We start from the raw sequence: 20,112 nt of genomic DNA, 5'->3' as shown, positions 1-20,112 counted from the left end.
TACCCGTACTTCCATGACAGGCGGCCACTCGACTGAGGCTGGGCCTCGGCGTGCAGTAGGGACAGTGCAATAAACTTCTACTATTGCCCCCATTGCCATGTTAAATTTCATTTTATTATAAGCTTATAATATTGTGTTCTCAGTAGGGGCGCAGCAGCGCCAAATGAATGACAACAGGAGAAACAAAATGGCACTTCGCATTAATGACACCGTACCCAACCTTGATCTGAAAACCGATCTGGGCGACTTCAAACTGCACGACTTCATCGGTGACAGCTGGGCGATCCTGTTCAGCCACCCGAAGGACTTCACCCCGGTCTGCACCACCGAATTCGGTGCTGTAGCACAGCTGGCTGCCGAGTGGGAAAAACGCGGCACCAAGGTGATCGGTCTGTCCGTTGATGGCGTGGACGAGCACGTTGAATGGAAAGCCGATATCGAGAAATACGCCGGCGCACCGGCCAAGTTCCCAATCATCGCTGACGAAGACATGGCTGTTGCCAAGGCTCTGGACATGCTGCCGGCTGATGCCTACCTGCCGGATGGCCGTACCGCAGCTGACTCCGCCAGCGTACGTGTCGTGTTCATCTTCAGCCCGGACAAGAAGCTTCAGCTGTCCATGACCTACCCGATGTCCATCGGCCGTAACTTCGCTGAAGTCGTTCGTGCTCTGGATGCGCTGCAGGCAACCTACAAGGTGCCGATCGCAACTGGCGCCAACTGGGAAGTAGGTGATGACGTGATCGTGGCTTTGTCTTTGAACGATGAAGAAGCCAAGGCCAAGTTCGGCGATATCGACGTCAAACTGCCGTACCTGCGTACCACTAAACAGCCGTCTTAATTCCGGCTGTCACTATTGCTCGAACACTATGCTCGAAACAATAGTACTCAACAGCTCTGATACACATTGGTGCTGATTCCGGCCTGCCGAGGCAGGCCGGATGGTACACCAACCTGAGGGCTCGGTTGGCGGTGTGCCTCTCCGGGTTTCCCCATGCCTGTCTGGCAGCACCTGCATAAATACTGGCCTGTATTTCTGAAAACCACAAACAGACAGGTTCACGATATGAAAATTGCCGTTACCAGTCAAAACCGCAAGACCGTTACTGAACATGCCGGACGCTGCCGGCGATTCTGGATCTACACCGTCGAAAACGGTGTCATTACCGACAAGAACCTGCTCGAGTTAAGTAAGGAAGAGTCTTTTCATGACAGCGACAGCAATGTACCTCATCCGCTGGATGGGATAGATGTACTGCTGACCGGCGGCATGGGTAGTGGTCTGGCCCAGCGTCTGGCGCGCAAGGAGATAGTGGCAAAAGTTACAACCCAGACTGAGCCTGATAAAGCCATCCAACATTACCTTGATAGCCGGACAGGACAGGAAGATGACTGACATTAAGACGTCATCCGGTAGATTTTAGTCTGGTCCGTCCTGGTATGGCGCTGTGATCGACAAGGAGCAGGAATGACCCCTTCACCTCTTTTGACGCCTTTTGTTCGCCGGATACTCGTTTTCAGCGTTCTGCTCGCACTGGCAGGTGGTTGGTTGATGGGTCGGCTTACAACACCAGTGCTGGGCCTGGAAGTCAGTTTTCGCAACGTCAGCGACGTGACAATTGAATCCATACAGCTGGATTTTGGCAGTGCCGATACACAGTCCAGTATTAAGGCTTTTCGCATTGAGCCGGGGGAAGTACGCACACTGGCGCTGAACCACGGTCCCGGAATGGGCTTCAACGTGCAGGTCAGCTACAGTAATGGTCGTAAGCAGGAGTTCTGCGCGTTGCGCGGAGATGAGCGTACTCAGCCAAGGCTTGATTTACGGCCATGAATTTCTAATCACCTGTTCGCAATTGACAAGGAGTTAACATGCGCAAGGTAACAGTTGCCGTTATTGGTGCCGGAACTGCCGGCCTTACCGCCTATAGGGCAGCCCGAAAGCATACGGACTCGGTACTACTGATCGATCCAGGTCCGCTGGGCACCACCTGTGCCCGTGTCGGCTGCATGCCCAGCAAGTTGTTGATTGCCGCGGCCGATACCGCCTGGCATATGCGCCACGCGGATATGTTCGGCGTGAGTGCGGCCGACATTCAGGTGGATGGCCACAAAGTGATGCAGCGTGTCCGCCGGATGCGCGATCGTTTTGTCAGCAAGGTACTGGAGGGAATGGAGTCAATTCCGGAACAGGATATGCTGCATAAACCCGTGCGTTTTATCTCTGATCATCTGCTGGAAACGGCTGACGGACAGCTCATTGAAGCGGAAAAAATTGTAATCGCCACCGGATCACGCCCTGCTGTGCCCGAATTTCTGCAAAAAGCCGGCAAGCGGCTGCTGCTCAATGATGATCTGTTTGAGCTGGATACTTTGCCTGAGTCCGTTGCCGTGTTCGGTCCCGGTGTGATCGGGCTGGAACTGGGGCAGGCCCTGCTCCGCCTTGGGGTACGGGTGCGCATGTTCGGCGTTGGTGGAGCCGTAGGACCAATCGGTGATGATGAGATTCGCCAGGCAGCTGTTCAATGTTTCAGCGCTGAATTCCCGCTTGACCCCGATGCCCAGGTAAAAGAGATCCGTGAAACGGACAGAGCTGTCGAGGTCACTTTCATACATACCGATGAAAAGCCTCTGACCGAGCACTTTGACTACCTGCTTGCGGCAACCGGGCGGCGGCCCAACGTGGATCAACTGGGACTTGATCAGACTCATCTGCAGCTGGATGACCGTGGCGTGCCTGTTTTCGATCCACAAACGTTGCAGTGTTCGGTCGAACACATATTCATCGCCGGTGATGCCAACAACCATCTGCCCCTGCTCCATGAGGCTGCGGATGAAGGTGGCATTGCAGGCCGTAATGCCGCCCTGCTGCCCGATGTACAGCCGGGAGATCGCACAGTCCCGTTGGCCGTTGTGTTTTCCGATCCGCAAATTGCGACGATCGGCATGCGCCCTGCCGATATCCACGAGCAGTTTTCTGGCCGCTTTGCAGAAGCCGTGTATGACTTCGCTGATCAGGCCCGCGCCAAGGTACTGGGCAGAGACAGGGGCTTAATGAAGGTATGGGCTGAAACCGGCAGCGGAACCCTGCTCGGGGCCGAGATTCTCGGGCCTGACGCTGAGCATCTAGCCCACCTGCTGGCATGGGCCATGCAGCAACAGTTGAGCGTTAGCGATCTTTTGGCGATGCCCTACTATCACCCGGTGCTGGAAGAAGGGCTTCGCAGCCTATTGCGTGATCTGCAGACACGCCTTTGAAGTCATGAGTACAGGCACGACTGGCGCTCTTTCTGTGCCACAACGCTTGCAAACTCTGCTTTTCCTTCAAATGTTCGGCTTGCAACTGTATTTTGAACTCTTCCTCTTTTTGGTGATGTCTAAGACCCAGTGAAAACTTACAAGCCTCAAAGATACAACTAATAATTTATTTGGAATGATAATGAATTAATACGCTAGGAATTTCGGCAGCTGGAACAGGCCTACTGATGAAGAACCCCTGAATTTCATCGCAGCCAAAAGCGGTCAGAAGTGAGAGCTCTTCGGCGGTTTCAACGCCCTCGGCGATCACGCGCATATTCAGACTTTCAGCAATACCCAATACAGCTTTGACAATCCCCTGGTCGGCCGGGTTATGAACCAGATTTTTGATAAACGCTCGGTCAATCTTGATGAAGTCAACGCAAAATTTTTGCAGATACTCCAACGATGAATAACCGGTACCAAAGTCATCAATCGCGAGCGTCACACCCAACTGTTTCAATTCACTGAGCAAAAACAGTGCTTGGTCAGGGTTATCCATGGCGACACTTTCCGTGATTTCCAAATCCAACAGTTTTGGGGGTAAGCCTGACAAACGGATCATATGACCCAGCTTACTAGCCAAGTCACCATCCATGAACTGTCTGCCAGAGAGGTTAATACCTACACGTAAACCAAGTCCTTCGCGATACCATTCAGACGCTTGCCGAATTGCTTCTTCCGCGACCCAGTAACCGATACTGTGAATTAGCTCCATTTGTTCGGCTATAGGGATAAACTCAGCCGGAGAAACCATCCCCATTTCAGGATGAATCCAACGAATCAAGGCCTCAACACCCACTATACGATTTGAATGTGCATCCAACTGGGGTTGGTAGAGTAGCTTGAATTGGTGCTTCTCAAGCGCATGTCTGAGTTCTGACTCAATATAAAGACGTCGAGCGTAGTCGGCCTGACAGCTTTCATCAAAAATTTTGTAGCGGCTGCCACCGGCTTTTTTAGCAACCTGACGCGCCTGAATCGCGGCACTGATCAGTTGATTGGGCTCGGAGCCGTGATCAGGACTTATGGCGATGCCCACACTGGTTTCAATGAATATCGGCTGACCGCCCAATTCATAGACTGCTCCAAGTCTCAGTTGTAGATCAGCAATCCAGTTGATGAGTACCTGTTGATCATCAAGCTCAGGTATGAGAATGGCGAATTCATCTGCACCCAGCCTGGCCATTGGATATAGCCCTTGGGTGGCACTTTGCAGCCGTAAAGAAAAAAGCTGCAGCAACTTATCCCCTTCAACCTGGCCGAAGGAATCATTGATCATATGAAAACGAGCGACATCAAGTGTCACCACAGCGCAGGGCTGAACCTGCTCCAATTGCTTGGCCAGTAATGCCTGGAAACTTTTCCTATTTGACAACTGTGTCAGGTTGTCATGATGGCGCTGAAATTCAATTGTCTGCCGAGCCTGCCAAAAGTCTGTGACATCCTGCAATACACAGAGGATCGTATTCTCTGAAGTTTTACGGGCTGTCATACGAACATGGCGATCGCCGTCTCCAGCCTTGAATCCATGGCCCAACATTGCTCTTTCATGTTCGTCCGTCAGCAGTTTTTCAAGCTGCTGTCGCACATGCTCTCGCTGCCCGGACTCAACTCGCTGTAAATACCCCTCCAACCCCATCTGCGAAACGGTTTCAGGTAACTGAAACAACTCAATCAGCCCAGGTGCCCAATCAAGGGTATCGGTTTTTGGGCACCACTCAAAAAAGCCCAGCTGAGCAACCCCCTGCGCTTCGTTTTGCATTGTGCGCACCTGATCCAATGCACAGGTGATGCGATAGGTTCGCAATGAATATCGAACCCGTCTGATAAGCAACGCCCAATTGATGGGCTTGGTTATAAAATCGGTTGCTCCCTTAGCAAATGCATTATCTACTGCCGTGACGTCATCCAGCCCTGTCAGCATAACAATGGGCACGTTGGCATCCAGTTTTCGAATATGTTCACAGACCTCGAAGCCATCCATGTCCGGCATCACTACGTCCAGCAGCACAAGATCGGGGATAGAGTGTGTTTCAAGCCATTCAAGCGCGGCTTGGCCGTTCAAGGCCTGAAATACTTCGTGGCCTTCCTTCTGAATAATCTTCGTCAGTGTCAGCCTCGTGGTAAGATCATCATCCACCACCAGTATGCGGCTTGCCTCTGCATCATTTGTATTCAGTTCAAACAATATTCACTCCTGGTGTCCGCGTAATTGCAGAAACTTGTGCAGAGCACCCTCCAGGCTCTCTGACTCAACGCAGCACTCACATGGAGACTCCCTATGAAAGCCTTGTTTCCATCATCCTATCAATGTCGCTATCACACAACACAAATGGAGACTGTTTTATTGACCCAATGCAAAATGATGGCTGCCAAAGTGTTACTTCAAAATGGCAAGCCTTCCCAAACAATGCAATTAAACCATTGTTTTAAATAGCGGACTTTTAATAAAAATCACCAGTAATAAATCCAGTCAAAGTGTATGTTCACACGATTGTGACATAGCAGCCATCAATCGGAAGTCCGCGTTTCATGAGACTTTGGCAACGTCACCTTGAAACAGCTACCTTTACCAAGAGTACTCTCAACCTCAATACGGCCTTCATGGGCACTAATGATGCCATATGCGACCGCAAGCCCCAGTCCGGTTCCTTCACCGGGCTCTTTGGTTGTGAAAAAAGGCTCGAAGATATGATTTAGGTTTTCAGGAGCAATACCACAGCCGCTGTCACAAACTTCGAATATTACATTTGTTTCAGTTTGACTTGAGGTGATACGAATGCAGCCATCGCTTCGAATAGCCTGCGCAGCGTTAACAACCAATGCCATGATCACCTGGTTAAGCTGTGCTGGCACAGCCCTGATCTGTGGCAGTGACGGATCCAGTCGAGTTTCGACTTTGGCCTTATATTTGTACTCGTAATGGCAGATGACCAATGTAGTTTCGATACAGTGGTTCAGATCACAGGCCTGCCATGCCGTATCACCGGAGTGGGAGAACTCCAACAGACTCTCGGTAATATGACGGATACGGCGGACGCCCTCCATCGAGTCAGCCAGCAAATCACCTATGTTATCGGTAATATTCACATAGCGTTCTTGAGTTTCCAGTTTGCTCAAATGTTCCTGTTGTCCGCCTGGAACAAGCTCAGAAGCATTCTGGTAGAGGCGTAACAGTGAGGGCACATAATCATTCAGGATACTCACGTTGGCACTGACGAATGCCAATGGGTTGTTGATTTCGTGCGCTACCCCGGTAGCCAGAACCCCAACGGAAGCCATTTTCTCGGACTGCACCAGCTGTGCCTGAGTAGATTTTAGTTCAGAAATCAGCCTATTTTGCTCTTCACGTTCATGCTGCAGATCCACGTTGGTCTGGCGTAACTCTCGCGTCCTCTCCTCTACCCGGGCCTCCAGCACTTGATTCAGTCTGGCCAGACGCCGGTTCGCTTCATCAAGCTCTGCGCGACTGAGTTCAATGGTTTTACCCATTTCAAGCAAACCACTTGAAACGGCACTCAACTCCGTAATATCGGTTGTCACAGGTTCAGGACGATAACGCCCCTGACCGATGGCACTGATCATGCGCCTCAAGCCTTGCATTGGCTGAGACAAACGCAAGCTCACCTGCTGTGACTTGCGGTACAGGTACACCATGAACAGCAGATAAAACGCCAGCAGCCCTAAAATTATTCCGATAGCAATTTGATCCACGCGCGCTTTCAAAGCGTTGGCATCGGCATACAATCGTGCCTGATCAGCAACTACCAGCAAATGCCAGTCGGCACCGGGAATCAGCGACCAGGCAGCCAATTTAGGCTCTCCTGCCATCTCCAGCGCAACGACACCATCCTCTGAGGTGTGAATACCTTCAGCCAACAAGATGCTGTCTTGACGCTTGAACAGGTTAAAGGCTTCCGGCTTGAAGGTATCCTGCTTGATCGCTGTCGCGTAATCATGCTCAGTTAGCTCTTTCAGCTGCCAATCATGCTCAGCGGCTTCCGGCATTGCCAGAATTGTACCGCTACTATCAACCAGCAATGCATAGCTGTCCCAAGGAAGGCTCAGGGCCAATACCTGCTGGATGATTTCAGAGACCCTGATATCCAGCCCTGCAACCCCTTCAAGAAAATCGCTGTTGCTGCGATAAACAGGCGCAATTGCTGATGCCATCCAACCTTGCCCCGCCGGATCAATGTACACATCCGTCCACACCACTTTACGCTCAGGGTTATGCTCCGCATCCGCTTCATAATAGAAGTTGTAGTCACGCACATTCAGATCGTAGGGATACTGCTCCACCACGTCGAATGGTGGATAAATCCGATTCATTGAATCGTGGGTGTTCATGTAGGCCTGGGTGACCAGCGAACTGCTGTATACCAACTGTTTCATCAACGGGTCGATTTGTACCAGCTGCCAAGCCTTGTTCATTTCGGCAGTACCCACAGGTGTAATGGATGAATAGAACATGGCGGCACCTTCTGTATCAGCCCGTGTATGCCAAACACCGTTTTCACTCAGGGCATAGCGGGATTTTTCCACAGCACTGGCTTCATGCGGTGTGTCATAGGCCTGTGAGATGAGCGCCGCGAACAGATCAGTCATTTCGGCAACGCCATTAAGCTGACTGGCAATCACGTCGGACTCGATGCGTGCTGTTTCCAGCAAAGACTCCTGCGCACTGCGCTGCATGGTAGCGATGTTTTCATCACGGATAATGTAGTTGGTGGCAAGATAGGCCGCGATCAACGCCAATTCTATGAAAATAATGGGTATCAGAGCATTTCTTATATAGGTACTCCACAATACTCTGAAGACGTTTTGTTCGTGGCTGCTCTGCTGTTTGTTCATACCAAAATCAACTCTGTTTGATTGGAAGGGTCAAAGTGAAGCAAGCGCCTCCACTTGGCCGATTTTCGGCACGAATTTCACCTCCATGGGCAACCATTATTTCATGGCATATCGCTAAACCGAGCCCGGTTCCCTTCCCTGCAAGCTTCGTAGTGACGAAAGGTTCAAACAGACGCGTTTTGATCTCTTCAGAAATCCCATGGCCTTCATCACAAACACTAATCTCAACGCGGCTCTCGGCACATTCATGTATACCAATATAAATATCGCCTCCCCTGGGCATAGCTTGGGCGGCATTGACAAACAGGTTCACCAACACCTGAGACATCTGAGCCGGACGGCACCACACCTCAGGCACTTCTGTAAATTCGCGTTTAATTTGGCGAACCGTGTATTTCAGTTCGTGGGTAACTAGACGAAGCGCCGTTTCAACCAGTTTTTGCAGGCACACAAACTGCTTCTGGTCTTCATCATCATGAGCATAGTTTCTCAGGTTTGAGACAATACCTTCGATACGCTCGACACCTTCACTGGTTTCATTCAGCAGGATAGGCAATTCGGCATGAAGGTAGTCATAGTCATGCCGTTTCTTTAGTTCTGCCAAACCCTTGGATAACGTTGAATCCAGCTGTGAATCAGCCAGTGACAACATACTGTCAACTAATTGATCAAGCTCCGCCACATACTGCGTCAGAGTCTGTAAGTTGGTCTTTACATAACAGACGGGATTATTGATCTCATGGGCAACGCCAGCAACCAACCGGCCAAGGGTTGCCATTTTTTCCAACTGCATTAACTGTTGCAGTTCCTGCTGACCGGTAAAATCACTGCTCTCTAGGGGAAGCTTAGTCACTATTTGCCTCAACGGCATCATTCAGAGTGCCATACTGCAGTTTGACAGCGGCATTCAGAATTTCGGTTGCAGGCTCACAGTCAGAGGGCAGATCAGGATCCAGTTGATGCTGTATCGCTTCAATCACTTCTGACTCAAAGCCCCATAATTCCAGCAGGTAGGCACTTGCAAGATTGTACTCTTGAGAGTCAGCGCCCAGTAACAGTACACCAATGTTGTGCAACAATGCGCTGACCACTGCAAGGTTACGAATATTCCTACTGACACCTCGACTGTCGGCCAAGGTTCCAACGTGCTCGGCCAACAACAATGCATCACGCATCAATCGATCACCCAGTGCTCGAGGCACGGTGCTGTTGTGTTGGTAAAGTTCAATAATTAATACCAGATTATGAATGGTCTGGAGTCCCAACCGCATCACTGCAACTTCAACATCGTGGGTACGGGAGTTAAAACCAAAGAAAGGAGAGTTCACCAACTGCAATACTCTACTCAGCAATACCTGGTCGTGCCGAATCAATTCAGCCACCTCAGCGACGTCTGGTTCTTGCTGCTCCAAAACATGAGTAATCTGTTGATACACTTCAGGAAGCACGGGTAGACTTTCCTGCTGCCCCAGACGACTACGCAACGTTCCACTCAGAGGCAATTGGTGCAGAACACGTGCCCTTGTCAACAGATCATCGATGACTTCACGCTCAAAGGGTTTGCGGATGACCAAATGTGCGGCTGCTGTTGCCCTGATAGCACTTTCCATCTGCGCATCACCCGAAAGCAACACACGTATAGCTTCAGGTGCAGTATCTGCGACATGTCCCAGAAGCTCAATGCCATCCATTTCGGACATATGCCGGTCAGCCACCACAACCCATGGAGTGAGGCTATCAAGTTGATCCAGCGCTTGTACAGGCGAGCTGAAAAAGTGCATATCCCAATCACGATGACTTAGACGCAGAAGGCGCCTGAGAGCATTAAGCACACCTGGCTCATTATCAACAAACACTATACAGGGCGCGTTCATGTGCCATCCTTTTCACTACAAATATACACGTGGCCTTTACCATCAAGCTACTGCAGACTCTTGCAAGGGTAGTAATCGTGAAACCGTTCTGGTGAGCGTTTCGATGTCGAAAGGTTTGGAGAGTACGGCATCCGCCCCCTCGTCCCGAGCACGCTGGAGTGACAGCTGATCCAGCGCGGATATGACAATAACCTTGATATGCTCAGTTTCGGGAGTTGATCGGATGAACTTCAAGACATCATATCCACTAACCCCAGGCATCCTGAGATCCAGTGTAACCAGTGCAGGCTGGTACTTGATCATCTGACTTCCACCCTGAAACCCATCCAAGGCGGTCTCTGTCTCATATCCCTCCGCCCTGAGAATACGGGCAATAGAACGTGCCACTGCAGCCTCATCGTCAATGATCAGAATACGCTTATTATTTTCCGCAGCCAAATCAGGCGGGACAGGCATATTGTGCTCATGGAGAAACTGGACAAAGTCCTCAACACGCACTCGGTTGTTTCCTCGTCCAGGAAGCTTGAATCCTTTGAGTGCACCGCGATCTATCCAGCGAATAACCGTTCGCAGATTCACGTCGCACATCTTCGCAATATCGCCCGTTGTGAGTGTTTTCATGTCATACCTGATCAGGTTGTTCAGTCATAAGCGGGGTTACCTTCAAGCACCGGCAGGATCAACCCAGAGAAGGCCTTGACCTATTTTATAGACAAATGACAAAAATGCGACAGTTGTGACAGGCTTTTCTACCTCTGCTTTATGCCAGCAATAACACCAGTGACACGATAATCAGAAGCCAAGCGCTTTGTGCAGACATCCAAGGCTCAAACCTTTGAGCCCAAGGTAATACTCTTCTCAGACTGCTGTACAAAGGTCTTATCAATTCAGTGTAGACTATGGGCTGCATTTGGTAAGGAAGCGTTACTCGCTTGCAAAGCACTTCCAAGGGAGCAACCAGATCACCCGCCGGTACTCTGGGGGCACGCAAATGAACTTTAAGGGATATCCCACCCAGCAGAAAAGCCAGCAGTATCGGCCATAACAGTGTCGGCAATGCATTGAGTTGGTCGACCGGCACTGACTCAATTGCCAGCGGCAGACCGGGTGCAAGCAAGGGGAACAGTACCAGACTGGTCACCAGCGTCAGCAGCCAGCCCACTACTCTGCGCGGATCAGTTCCATCCTTGTTTGTGTGCTGCCATTGCAGCCAGAGGAACCTCAACACCAGCACCATAGTTGCAACGGCGCCAGCACTGAGCAAGCTACTCAGCCAAGGCGCGAGCCAAAGGGACAGCCCTTCTGGCGCCAGCGCCTGCTTCATGGCCAGCTTGGCATGGGCTCCACTGGTAAAGGGCAAGCCGGCCAGTGACAGCCCCGGCAATGCAAGCAGCAGCCAATACAGCCCTCGCGGAACAGAAGCACATGGCGATGATATGCCCACCGACAGAAACATCGCCCCTTTGGCCAGGCCATGATGCAGTGCGTACAGGCCAATCAGCGGCAGCAACCAATGGGCACGCTCGGGCTCAGCCAGCGCAATACCCAGCATCAGCGTCATCAACCCCATCTGGCTGATGCTGGAATAGGCCAGCACTGCCTTCGCCTGCTGCTGACAGACTCCGATCAGCGCAGCGCCGAGCGATGCCACAACACCGGTGAGTGCAAGCACCGTACCCGGAAGTTCATAGCTCGCCAGCCCCAGCGGCAGGGTCAGTAGCCATCCCAGCAAGCCCGCCTTGATCATAGCTCCGCTGAGCACGGCACTGGCCGGCGTCGGCGCAACCGGGTGAGCCAATGGCAGCCACATGTGTAACAGTGGAAGCCCGGCCTTTACACCAAAGCCACACAACAATAGCGCCATGATCAGCACAGTATCGGCTGATGCCGCGATCGCACCGGGCAGGTCAGCCAGCAGCAGGCTGTCAGCGGCACCTGCCGCCAGAATCAGTCCTGCCAGCAGCGCCATCTCACCGAACACCGCCATGATCAGGTATAGCCGTCCCGCCCTGAATGCATCAGGCTTGCGCTCATGCACAACCAGCCCATAGCCGGCAAAGGTCATCAGCGCAAAAAAGGTATAGAAACTGACCAGATCCCCCGCCAGTACCAACCCCAGATTACCGCTGAGGGTCAACCCCCAGTACAGGGCAAAACTGGTTCGCCGCGTTGTTATATAGCCGGATGCAAACAGTCCCGCAAAGCTCCACAGCAGTGCCGTCAATAAAAGGAATGGCTGGCGCAGCTCATCAAGTTGCCAACTGGCTCCAAGCAACAACCCGGGCAGCTCCAGTTGCCAATTCCCGGGCCCCATCAGAGCCAACCCCAGCGCAGGCAGTGGCAACAAGGGAAGCACGGGCCACAGCAGTGGCCGTGTTGCACGGCCCGGTACCAACAGCAACACGCACAGCGGTATTGCAACAGCGCTCAGAATCCAAAAGGTCATGGCAGGTACTCCCGTGCAGCGATCAGCTTAGCCCAGCTCAGAGGACTAAAGGGCAGAGCAGCAAACAGGCCCACCAATAGAGTCAATACGGCGGTTACCAGCGGAGGCCAAAGCAGCCAGCTATGGGTCTCCAGTTTCCCCCAGCGCCGCTGCTCTGACCAATCATATTCCGGTTGAAACCAGAGGCGGTGAATCACAGGCAAAAAGTAGGCGGCATTCAGCAGACTGCTGATCAGCAGCACTCCTATAACCCACTCCATCTGGACATTAAGTGCCCCTGTTCCCAGGGTCCATTTGGTAATAAAGCCTGCCAATGGTGGCACGCCGATCATGCCAAAGGCCGCCAGCGTGAAAGCGGTTGACGTCAGGGGCATGCGCTTTCCAGCTCCATTCAACTCATGGATCTTGTGAATGCCAAGTGTCTCGGCATAATTACCGGCACAGAAAAACAGCGTGATTTTCATAATCCCTTGATGCAACAGATGGACCAGACCACCCACTGTTCCCACCGGGCCGAATACTGCAGTGCCCAGCACGATATAGGACACCTGGCTGACAGTGGAAAAAGCCAGCCGCCGCTTCAGGTCCGTCTGAGCCAGCGCCCGGACAGAGCCATATATAATCGTAAACGCCGCCAGCCAACCCAAAGGTTCCAGAACACCCAACAGGGTCGCAAACTCAATACCGTACAGATCATATACAACGCGCACGATGCCAAACGCCCCGGCTTTTACGACCGCTACCGCATGCAGCAGAGCGCTGACAGGCGCAGGTGCAACCATGGCCTGTGGCAGCCAGCCATGCAGTGGAAACAGCGCCGCTTTGACACCGAGCCCAGCCACCAGCAGAACAAAAACCATAATCAGCTGAGGGTGCAATTCTGCATTAAGATCGACCAGTTGGCCGGTTTCTTGAAACGATAGATCACCTGCCAGCCCCTGCAGCCAGATCATGCCCAGCAGCAACGCAGCCCCGCCACTGAGCGTATAGATAATGTAGTTACGCCCGGCCTGTAATGCTTTCTCAGTTCCCCGGTGGACCACCAATGGGTAGGTGGAGAGCGTCAACATCTCGTAGAACAGGAAGAAGGTGAAGAGATTGCCCGCCAGTGCAATACCCATGGTACTGGCCACGCAGAGACTGAAAAATCCGAAAAAGCGGCTGCGATTCGGCGAATCTTCGAGGTAGCCCACTGCATAAATGGTGGTCAACAGCCACAACACGGCCGACAGACCAGCAAACATCATTGCCAGCGCATCGGCCTGCAGCTCAAAGCTGACACCGGGCAGGATCTCGTAGCTGAGGCCATAATCCAGCTGATGAATAACCCCCCAGGTCATTACCCCCACCAATACCACCTTGATCAGGGCTGCCAGCAGGTTGATACCAGTACGCAAGCGGTGCCGCTGCTCCGGCAGTGCAAAGATGATCACCGCTGCAAGCATTGAACTGAGCAGCGCCAGTATCGGGATCAGAACCAGCTGGGTCATTGCACCTCCTCAAACGGCAGCGCCATCACCGACAGGACCTGGCTGCCCGCCAGGCCCAGCCCCAACGAGGCCACTGCCAACAACATTGCCACCACTTCAAGCCGGCGATCCGGATGGTAAAAATGATCCTTCTCATCCCTTTCCAGAAACGATGCGCGATAGATGCGAAACACATAAGCCGCCGACAGCAGACCGCCCCCCACCAGCACCAGTATCCACCACCACTGGCCCGACGCCATACTGGCCTGTAGCAGCATCCACTTGGCCGCAAAACCACCCGAAGGCGGCAGCCCCATCAGGGAGACGCCGGCCAGACCAAAGGAAAACAGTGAAAACGGCAGAAAGTGGCTGACACCTGCCAGCGCATCCACACGATTGCTGCCCACCGCCAGAATCAGGTTACCTGCTGCCAGAAACATGGCCGACTTGGCCAGAGCATGACTGATAACCTGCAAGGTAATGCCCTGCTGTGCCTGTAATGATGTGGATGCATCAACCCCGAACGTCAACGGAAACAGCAGGAACAGATAACCGATCTGCGCAACCGAGGAATAGGCCACCACCTGTTTAAGCCGTGGTTGGCACCAGGCCAGCCAGCTTCCCCATATAACGGCAGCGGCTCCCAGCGCTCCAATAAGCTGAGCCATCCATTGGGTGGCGACAACCTCCCCTGCCTCAAGCCAGATTCGTGCTGCAATATAGAACGATGCCTTGACCACCAGTGCTGACAGCAGAGCACTGACCGGTGACTTCGCAATGCCGTGCGCAGGCGGCAGCCAGCCGTGCAAAGGGAACAGCGCCGTCTTGAGCGCCAGCCCCACCAACATCAGTACCAATGCGGGACGCATCAGCTCCGCCTGATGCATCAGTCTGACCTGATGTGCCACTTCGGCCAGCGAAAGCGTACCAAACTGACCATAGATCAGCGCCACACCCAACAGATAGGCCATGGAGCCCAATAATGCCGCCAGCAAATAGCGCAGCGCCGCCCGCAGCGCCTCCGCCTGCCCACCCAGAGCCACCAGTCCAACCGCTGCCAGACTGATCAGCTCCAGCCCGACATAGAGGTTGAACAGATCACCACCGATCCAAACCGTATTCAGTCCGGCCCACAGAAACCAGTACAGCGGCCAGAAATAACGCTGCCAGGGCTTGTCAGGCTTCAAATAGATACCGGCATGAATGCCACAGCCACTGGCCACCAGCGTCGTCAACAGCAGGAAGGTCACGGCAAGGCCATCCACCCGTAACTCAATTCCGAGGGGAGCATCCCAGCCGGCCAGACTGTAGTAGAAACCTCCTTCCTGCTTCACCAGCCCCCAGAGTCCGACCGACACCAACAGTTGTAACACCATACCCAGCCAGGCCAGAGCGCGCCCCTGCCTGAAATCCAGCAGCAACGAGGTGGTAGCCAGCGCCAGTGGGGTAAACAGCAACCCTGCCATTAACCAGTTGCTCATGGGGCTTTGTCCTCCTTCGAGCCCTCAGCACCGTTACCCAGTTCTGTGCATCCGGTCAGATGGAAGTAACGTCGTATCAGCACCACCCCCAGAGCAGTGGCGGCTATGGATACGACAATACCGGTCAGCACGAGAGCCTGAGGAACAGGATCAGGCCCGTTATGGTGCTGCGCCAGGCCCACCAGGATCAAAAAGGTGGCTGAACCGATCAGATTCAGTGCCAATAACTTGCGCAGCAGATGCCGCAGGCCAACCAGTCCCAGCAAGCCGACGCCCCAAAGCACAACGCCTGTCAGGGCATACAGCAAAGGTGTGCTCATTGTTCACCCTCCTCAGGCTCACTGGCGTTATTCACCGGCGCCGAAACAAACAGAGCCAACAGAATCATGCCGATCGACAGCGTCAACAAGGTTTCGATTGACAGAATCAGTGCCTTGCTGAGTTCCGGCGGATAGGCCAGAAACGCCTCACCCGCGATGGCGCTCGCCAGCCCCACCAGCAGAAAAAGGGCAAATCCGAGCACCAACCCTATCCTCAGCAACAGGCCCGGACGCAGGAAATCGAGCGGCATGCCGGTCAGCCGCATCAGCACACCGGTTGCCGCCAGCATCGCACCGGCCTGAAACGCACCGCCGGGCCGGTCCGCTCCGGCCCAAATCAGGTAGGCCGCCAATAACAGCATCAAGGGTACAAGCCAGCGCAACAACGCCCTGAGCAGGGCATCAGCGGTACGCAGTTCCGGATCTTCCAGCGAGCGAGTCCGCGCCATGGAGATCCCCACCATTGCCGCAATCACCAGCACTGCAATTTCAAGCAGGGTATCGTAGCTGCGAAAATTCAGCAGTACGGCGGTTACCGGGTGCTCAACCCCGCTTGCAGCGAGGTTGTTCTGCAGCAATCGAGGCAGTTCAGAGCCCGAGTCAAACGCTGCCAATTGCCAGACCGCCCGCCCCAGCAGTGCCGTCAGCATGATGACCAACAGCAGGACCGACACATATGCAGTGGGTGAGCGCATCAGTTTTCCTCCTCGGCCTGGCTTTCCAAGCCATGGCTGTTGCCACGACGAAAGTGACTCACCGCATCCAGCAGCAATACGCCGGTGAGCCCGGCACCGATGGCGGCTTCAGCAAGGGCAAGATCCGGCGCCTGCAACCGTACCCAACACACGGCCATCAGCAGACCAAAAGCGATAAACACCACCACTGCACGGAACAGATCGCGCGACAGCAGTGCGGCGGCAGCGGTCGATACCAGTGCCAGTGCCAGCAACAGGTCCAGCAGCCATTCAATCATCACACCGCTCCCGTTGCTGCATCGGGCGTTCATGCATGCGAACGGCTCTTGCCACCAGATGCGCCGAGGTTGCACTGGCCGCAAGTGCAACCCACCAGATCAACAGCGTTTTCAAGCTACTGGCCAACGATGGCGTCATCATCAGTAAGGCCAGAGTGATCAGTCCCAGTCCCAGATTATCGATTTTGGTCAATGCGTGAATCCGACACAGTGTATCGTCGAACCGAAACAGCCCCAGCGTTCCCAAAGCAAAGAAAATACAGCCGCTGACTAACAGCAGCACCTGCACGACAGGCAACAGCCACTCAATCATCTCCATTCCCCTTTACGGCATGTCGATCCGATCGGGCACTTTCGATCCGCACAACACGCGTCACAAAAGCGGCAACTGAAAACACGGCCAATACCGCCAGGATCAGCGCCACATCTCTCAGGGACGGCATCTGTTGTGCCTCGGCCAGTACCAACAGCAGCGCAACCCCCGTAGTACCAAACAGCTGCGAGGCCAACATCCGGTCGGCCGCCGTGGGCCCGCGCCAGATGCGGACAAACCCCAGCATCAGCGTCAGTAGAAGAAACAGTGCAACAAGGTGCAATACCAGTGTCATCCGTCCCCCTCCCGCTGGCCTGGCGTAAGCCCAAACAGTGCTGCAACCCTGGCTTGCGTGTACTCAAGGTCCTGTCGTACCGGCTGAGTCAGATCCAGGCAATGCAGCTCAATCTCATTACCCTCCAGGGTTACACTCAAGGTGCCAGGCAAGAGTGACAAGGTGTTGGCCAGCACCCAGCGGGGAGCACCTTCCGGCAGCGACAGCACGGCACGCAAATAGCCGGGGGTCACCGGTAAAGAAGGTGAAAGCAAACGTCGAGAGACATCGAATGCAGCAAGCAATGAGCGACTAAGGAAAAACAGCACGAATCCGGGCAATGCCTGCAGACGGATGAGGTAACGCGACGGAGGAAACAGCAGCAGCGAGATCCAGGCAACCAGAAAACTGACAGCCAAACCGAACACAAGACCGGACGCATCACCGTCGGTCAATGCCCACCAGACCAGCGAAAACATCAGCCACCGCAGTACTAGCGTCGGGAGTCGGGACATGGGACCTCCTGCTCGTTTGTATCAATGTCTGAACTGACCACGAATCAAGCGGTTAGGTTCAGCCTAACACAGAACAAGAAAGCCCGCGCAGCCTCGTTTATCAATCCAGTACGCAAAGGCTTAAAGCAGGGCCGGCAAGCCCTGATCCCGGCGGAATGGCCAGCCAACTCAACTGGGAAGGGGTTTACAACACTCAGTGGTGCAGCTCCAGCCCCTGCAGATCCTGCCAGCTGAACGTCAGGTCTCGGCTATCGTTCAGCCAGAGACTGACATAGGGGTTGGAAGCCGTTCCGGCATGGAACTGCACCACTGCCAACGGTGATGAAGCCCGGGATATGCTCAGGGTCTGCACCCTATTCGGCGTGATTGCATGATCACGCACCCCATTGCGGAAACCGTTCTCCATCGGGTGGCGAACCTGAGCCCTGACCTCCCCCGCTCCACCTGCATCAGGCATGGCAACACGGGGGGTGTGCATTGTCATTGTCTCGGCGGCAGGGGCTGGCCCTGTCAGACAGCCACTCAGCGCAACACGGACCTGAACTTCTGTTTGCCATTGCCGCCCTGTATTGCTTTGGGCACGAATGACAACCCGCTGCGACTCACTCAACCGTATCCGGGTTGCCAACCTGATCGGAACCACGGCCTGCAGGAATTCAAAACGGATCACATCCGGCTCAGGGTTAAGGGGAGCCTGCACCTGTATCGTTTTCAGGTATTCACCGGGATCAAGCCGCTCATCAAATGCGATCCGCAACGGCACCTGCGCACCATCCTCAATCACGGCGGGCAGTTGCACCTTAAGCCCTTGCATGAGCACCGGCTCGCCCCCCAAGGCCGGGTTGGCCAGCAGCAACAACAGTGCAACCCAGTGGCGCATCGAATCAGCCGCCCCAGATATCAGCGATGGTGGCACGATACCAGCCTTCAGCCGACCGAGCTTCGGACTGACGCAAACGAGGTGAAGCCTCCAACGGGCTCAGATGATCGGTACCGGGCTTGAGCACCAGAGCCCCCTGATCCACTTCATACTGACCCGCCACCGAAATGGCATAGCTCGGCTCTACCAGGCTGTAACAGATATTGGACAGTTGCGGCGTGACAACATCCTGCCCTGTCAGCTCGCTGATGATGTGCGTCACTGCCACGCGTGCCTGCATGCCGGCGGCAAAGCCGGATTTGGGCATCGGGGCCGCAATACAGGCATCCCCTATCACATGTACACCTGCGGCATGGCGGGATTCAAATGTGTGCGGATCAACCGGCACCCAGCCGCTGGCATCGGTCAGCCCGGCCGTTACCGCAATACGACCGGCTTGCTGCGGTGGAATCACATTGAGCACTGCGGCACGGTGGCGGCTGGAGAAGTCGGTTTCCACCTCCCGCCGCTGCGGATCCACCCGCATCACTTTGCCATCATCCGACAGCCCAACCCACTCAACTCGGTCACCATAAAGGTTTTTCCACGCCGACATGAACAGGGCCTGCTTGGAAAAACGGTCCTTGCTGTCCAGTATCAGCAGTTTTGAGCGCGGTTTATGCCGACTGAGATAGTACGCAATCAGGCTGGCACGTTCGTAAGGACCCGGCGGACAACGGTAGGGATTGCCAGGCACCGTGATGATGACGCTGCCACCATCCGGCATCGCTTTGAGCTGACGACGCAAGAGCAGCGTTTGTGGCCCCGCCTTCCAGGCATGCGGCACCCGCTCGGCGGCCGCTGCATTGTAACCCTCTATCGCATCCCAGCGCAGATCAATACCGGGCGAGACAATCAGGCGGTCATATTCAATTCGGGCGCCATCGTCCAGAATGACCTGTTTACGAATCGGATCAATATCCAGCGCCTGCTGACGCCGATGGCTTACCCCTGCCTGTATCAGTCCGGCATAATCCTGCTCAATAGCCTTTAGCGGCAGCAGGCCGGCCAGTACAAGATTGGAAAAGGGACAGGTATAGAAACGGCTGGCGGGTTCAACCAGAGTGACATCCAGCTGCGGTGCCTGCTGCCTGAGCAAGCGCGCCGCCGTGGCACCCCCAAAGCCGCCACCGATAATCACCACCCGGCCTTCGGACGGGCGGCCTGACAGCATACGCTGACACCCGCTCAGCAGCAGTGGGCTCAACAGCAGACCCGCCAGCAGCGTGCGTCTTGAAACAGCGGAGATGTTTCTCTGCTTCATATCCCTTCCCGTCTGGACCATTGCGGTTTGAGACTAGCAAAGAGAGCAGTGGCTGAAAGCAGTACTTTAGAACCTTTTATCCAGCCTGTGGGCAAACTCAAGAAACTGTT

The 20,112-nt window shown here is 54.1% G+C and carries 20 protein-coding genes; 4 read left to right on the top strand and 16 right to left on the bottom strand.

Translation table 11 applies throughout. From position 1 onward, the window contains the following. The first annotated feature begins 187 nt into the window (after nt 1–187). From ACAM29_RS02270 to ACAM29_RS02255, 4 genes are all read left to right on the top strand, one after another. The gene (locus ACAM29_RS02270; protein WP_206834752.1) at nt 188–841 is read left to right on the top strand and encodes a peroxiredoxin; all 654 of its coding nucleotides are present in this window, start codon (nt 188–190) and stop codon (nt 839–841) included. A gap of 225 nt (nt 842–1,066) precedes the next feature. After that, nucleotides 1,067–1,396: a NifB/NifX family molybdenum-iron cluster-binding protein gene (locus ACAM29_RS02265; RefSeq protein WP_354405832.1), complete on the top strand. Its 330-nt coding sequence runs from the start codon at nt 1,067–1,069 to the stop codon at nt 1,394–1,396. A 72-nt stretch (nt 1,397–1,468) separates the two neighbouring features. After that, nucleotides 1,469–1,834, top strand: coding sequence for a hypothetical protein (locus ACAM29_RS02260; protein WP_369623060.1), 366 nt, complete (start codon nt 1,469–1,471; stop codon nt 1,832–1,834). Between the two features lie 38 nt (nt 1,835–1,872). Next, the gene (locus ACAM29_RS02255) at nt 1,873–3,258 is read left to right on the top strand and encodes a dihydrolipoyl dehydrogenase (RefSeq protein ID WP_369623059.1); all 1,386 of its coding nucleotides are present in this window, start codon (nt 1,873–1,875) and stop codon (nt 3,256–3,258) included. A 166-nt stretch (nt 3,259–3,424) separates the two neighbouring features. On the opposite strand, the gene ACAM29_RS02250 is transcribed toward ACAM29_RS02255, so the two are convergent. The 16 genes from ACAM29_RS02250 to ACAM29_RS02175 form a co-directional block, all read right to left on the bottom strand. Next, complete coding sequence (locus ACAM29_RS02250; protein WP_369623058.1) at nt 3,425–5,488, bottom strand: EAL domain-containing protein; 2,064 nt, start codon at nt 5,486–5,488, stop codon at nt 3,425–3,427. A gap of 323 nt (nt 5,489–5,811) precedes the next feature. Further along, complete coding sequence (locus tag ACAM29_RS02245; RefSeq protein ID WP_369623057.1) at nt 5,812–8,154, bottom strand: ATP-binding protein; 2,343 nt, start codon at nt 8,152–8,154, stop codon at nt 5,812–5,814. Between the two features lie 7 nt (nt 8,155–8,161). After that, the gene (locus ACAM29_RS02240) at nt 8,162–9,007 is read right to left on the bottom strand and encodes a sensor histidine kinase (protein WP_369623056.1); all 846 of its coding nucleotides are present in this window, start codon (nt 9,005–9,007) and stop codon (nt 8,162–8,164) included. After that, nucleotides 9,000–10,028, bottom strand: coding sequence for an HDOD domain-containing protein (locus tag ACAM29_RS02235; protein WP_369623055.1), 1,029 nt, complete (start codon nt 10,026–10,028; stop codon nt 9,000–9,002). Before ACAM29_RS02235 ends, ACAM29_RS02240 begins: the two co-directional genes overlap by 8 nt. Nucleotides 10,029–10,070: 42 nt before the next feature. Beyond that, on the bottom strand, nt 10,071–10,649 hold the full coding sequence (locus ACAM29_RS02230) for a response regulator (RefSeq protein ID WP_369623054.1): 579 nt from the start codon (nt 10,647–10,649) through the stop codon (nt 10,071–10,073). A 139-nt stretch (nt 10,650–10,788) separates the two neighbouring features. Continuing rightward, nucleotides 10,789–12,474 (bottom strand): complex I subunit 5 family protein, encoded by a 1,686-nt coding sequence (locus tag ACAM29_RS02225; RefSeq protein WP_369623053.1) that lies wholly within the window; start codon nt 12,472–12,474, stop codon nt 10,789–10,791. Continuing rightward, a complete protein-coding gene (locus ACAM29_RS02220) occupies nt 12,471–13,964 on the bottom strand; it encodes a complex I subunit 5 family protein (RefSeq protein ID WP_369623052.1) in 1,494 nt (497 codons plus the stop codon). The genes ACAM29_RS02225 and ACAM29_RS02220 overlap by 4 nt, the downstream gene beginning before the upstream one ends. Then, nucleotides 13,961–15,424, bottom strand: coding sequence for a complex I subunit 5 family protein (locus tag ACAM29_RS02215; RefSeq protein WP_369623051.1), 1,464 nt, complete (start codon nt 15,422–15,424; stop codon nt 13,961–13,963). The genes ACAM29_RS02220 and ACAM29_RS02215 overlap by 4 nt, the downstream gene beginning before the upstream one ends. Continuing rightward, complete coding sequence (locus tag ACAM29_RS02210) at nt 15,421–15,744, bottom strand: NADH-quinone oxidoreductase subunit K (RefSeq protein ID WP_369623050.1); 324 nt, start codon at nt 15,742–15,744, stop codon at nt 15,421–15,423. The genes ACAM29_RS02215 and ACAM29_RS02210 overlap by 4 nt, the downstream gene beginning before the upstream one ends. Beyond that, complete coding sequence (locus tag ACAM29_RS02205; RefSeq protein ID WP_369623049.1) at nt 15,741–16,439, bottom strand: MnhB domain-containing protein; 699 nt, start codon at nt 16,437–16,439, stop codon at nt 15,741–15,743. Before ACAM29_RS02205 ends, ACAM29_RS02210 begins: the two co-directional genes overlap by 4 nt. Then, entirely contained in the window at nt 16,439–16,717 is a 279-nt protein-coding gene (locus ACAM29_RS02200) for a DUF4040 domain-containing protein (RefSeq protein WP_175527640.1), read from the bottom strand. The genes ACAM29_RS02205 and ACAM29_RS02200 overlap by 1 nt, the downstream gene beginning before the upstream one ends. Beyond that, nucleotides 16,710–17,030, bottom strand: coding sequence for a monovalent cation/H(+) antiporter subunit G (locus tag ACAM29_RS02195; RefSeq protein ID WP_091826607.1), 321 nt, complete (start codon nt 17,028–17,030; stop codon nt 16,710–16,712). Before ACAM29_RS02195 ends, ACAM29_RS02200 begins: the two co-directional genes overlap by 8 nt. Then, a complete protein-coding gene (locus tag ACAM29_RS02190) occupies nt 17,023–17,325 on the bottom strand; it encodes a monovalent cation/H+ antiporter complex subunit F (RefSeq protein ID WP_091826609.1) in 303 nt (100 codons plus the stop codon). Before ACAM29_RS02190 ends, ACAM29_RS02195 begins: the two co-directional genes overlap by 8 nt. Then, complete coding sequence (locus ACAM29_RS02185) at nt 17,322–17,819, bottom strand: Na+/H+ antiporter subunit E (protein ID WP_091826611.1); 498 nt, start codon at nt 17,817–17,819, stop codon at nt 17,322–17,324. Before ACAM29_RS02185 ends, ACAM29_RS02190 begins: the two co-directional genes overlap by 4 nt. Before the next feature lie 193 nt (nt 17,820–18,012). Then, a complete protein-coding gene (locus ACAM29_RS02180) occupies nt 18,013–18,699 on the bottom strand; it encodes a thiosulfate oxidation carrier protein SoxY (protein ID WP_091826613.1) in 687 nt (228 codons plus the stop codon). 4 nt (nt 18,700–18,703) lie between these two features. Continuing rightward, nucleotides 18,704–20,002: an FCSD flavin-binding domain-containing protein gene (locus ACAM29_RS02175; RefSeq protein ID WP_369623048.1), complete on the bottom strand. Its 1,299-nt coding sequence runs from the start codon at nt 20,000–20,002 to the stop codon at nt 18,704–18,706. Nucleotides 20,003–20,112 lie beyond the last annotated feature (110 nt).

Origin of the sequence: Marinobacterium sp. BA1 (assembly GCF_041155135.1) — a bacterium.
Taxonomy (GTDB): Bacteria; Pseudomonadota; Gammaproteobacteria; order Pseudomonadales; family Balneatricaceae; genus Marinobacterium; species Marinobacterium iners.
Note: the sequence above shows the minus strand (reverse complement) of the source record. Positions and strands in the feature narration are given on the sequence as shown.

Bases quoted from the DNA above. Each gene is read 5' to 3' on its own strand.
- ACAM29_RS02255 (WP_369623059.1), top strand. From the start codon at position 1,873: ATGCGCAAGGTAACAGTTGCCGTTATTGGTGCCGGAACTGCCGGCCTT.
- ACAM29_RS02225 (WP_369623053.1), bottom strand. From the start codon at position 12,474: ATGACCTTTTGGATTCTGAGCGCTGTTGCAATACCGCTGTGCGTGTTG.
- ACAM29_RS02200 (WP_175527640.1), bottom strand. From the start codon at position 16,717: ATGATTGAATGGCTGCTGGACCTGTTGCTGGCACTGGCACTGGTATCG.
- ACAM29_RS02270 (WP_206834752.1), top strand. From the start codon at position 188: ATGGCACTTCGCATTAATGACACCGTACCCAACCTTGATCTGAAAACC.
- ACAM29_RS02185 (WP_091826611.1), bottom strand. From the start codon at position 17,819: ATGTCCCGACTCCCGACGCTAGTACTGCGGTGGCTGATGTTTTCGCTG.
- ACAM29_RS02175 (WP_369623048.1), bottom strand. From the start codon at position 20,002: ATGAAGCAGAGAAACATCTCCGCTGTTTCAAGACGCACGCTGCTGGCG.
- ACAM29_RS02215 (WP_369623051.1), bottom strand. From the start codon at position 15,424: ATGAGCAACTGGTTAATGGCAGGGTTGCTGTTTACCCCACTGGCGCTG.
- ACAM29_RS02235 (WP_369623055.1), bottom strand. From the start codon at position 10,028: ATGAACGCGCCCTGTATAGTGTTTGTTGATAATGAGCCAGGTGTGCTT.
- ACAM29_RS02190 (WP_091826609.1), bottom strand. From the start codon at position 17,325: ATGACACTGGTATTGCACCTTGTTGCACTGTTTCTTCTACTGACGCTG.
- ACAM29_RS02180 (WP_091826613.1), bottom strand. From the start codon at position 18,699: ATGCGCCACTGGGTTGCACTGTTGTTGCTGCTGGCCAACCCGGCCTTG.
- ACAM29_RS02205 (WP_369623049.1), bottom strand. From the start codon at position 16,439: ATGCGCTCACCCACTGCATATGTGTCGGTCCTGCTGTTGGTCATCATG.
- ACAM29_RS02230 (WP_369623054.1), bottom strand. From the start codon at position 10,649: ATGAAAACACTCACAACGGGCGATATTGCGAAGATGTGCGACGTGAAT.
- ACAM29_RS02220 (WP_369623052.1), bottom strand. From the start codon at position 13,964: ATGACCCAGCTGGTTCTGATCCCGATACTGGCGCTGCTCAGTTCAATG.
- ACAM29_RS02265 (WP_354405832.1), top strand. From the start codon at position 1,067: ATGAAAATTGCCGTTACCAGTCAAAACCGCAAGACCGTTACTGAACAT.
- ACAM29_RS02210 (WP_369623050.1), bottom strand. From the start codon at position 15,744: ATGAGCACACCTTTGCTGTATGCCCTGACAGGCGTTGTGCTTTGGGGC.
- ACAM29_RS02260 (WP_369623060.1), top strand. From the start codon at position 1,469: ATGACCCCTTCACCTCTTTTGACGCCTTTTGTTCGCCGGATACTCGTT.
- ACAM29_RS02195 (WP_091826607.1), bottom strand. From the start codon at position 17,030: ATGATTGAGTGGCTGTTGCCTGTCGTGCAGGTGCTGCTGTTAGTCAGC.
- ACAM29_RS02245 (WP_369623057.1), bottom strand. From the start codon at position 8,154: ATGAACAAACAGCAGAGCAGCCACGAACAAAACGTCTTCAGAGTATTG.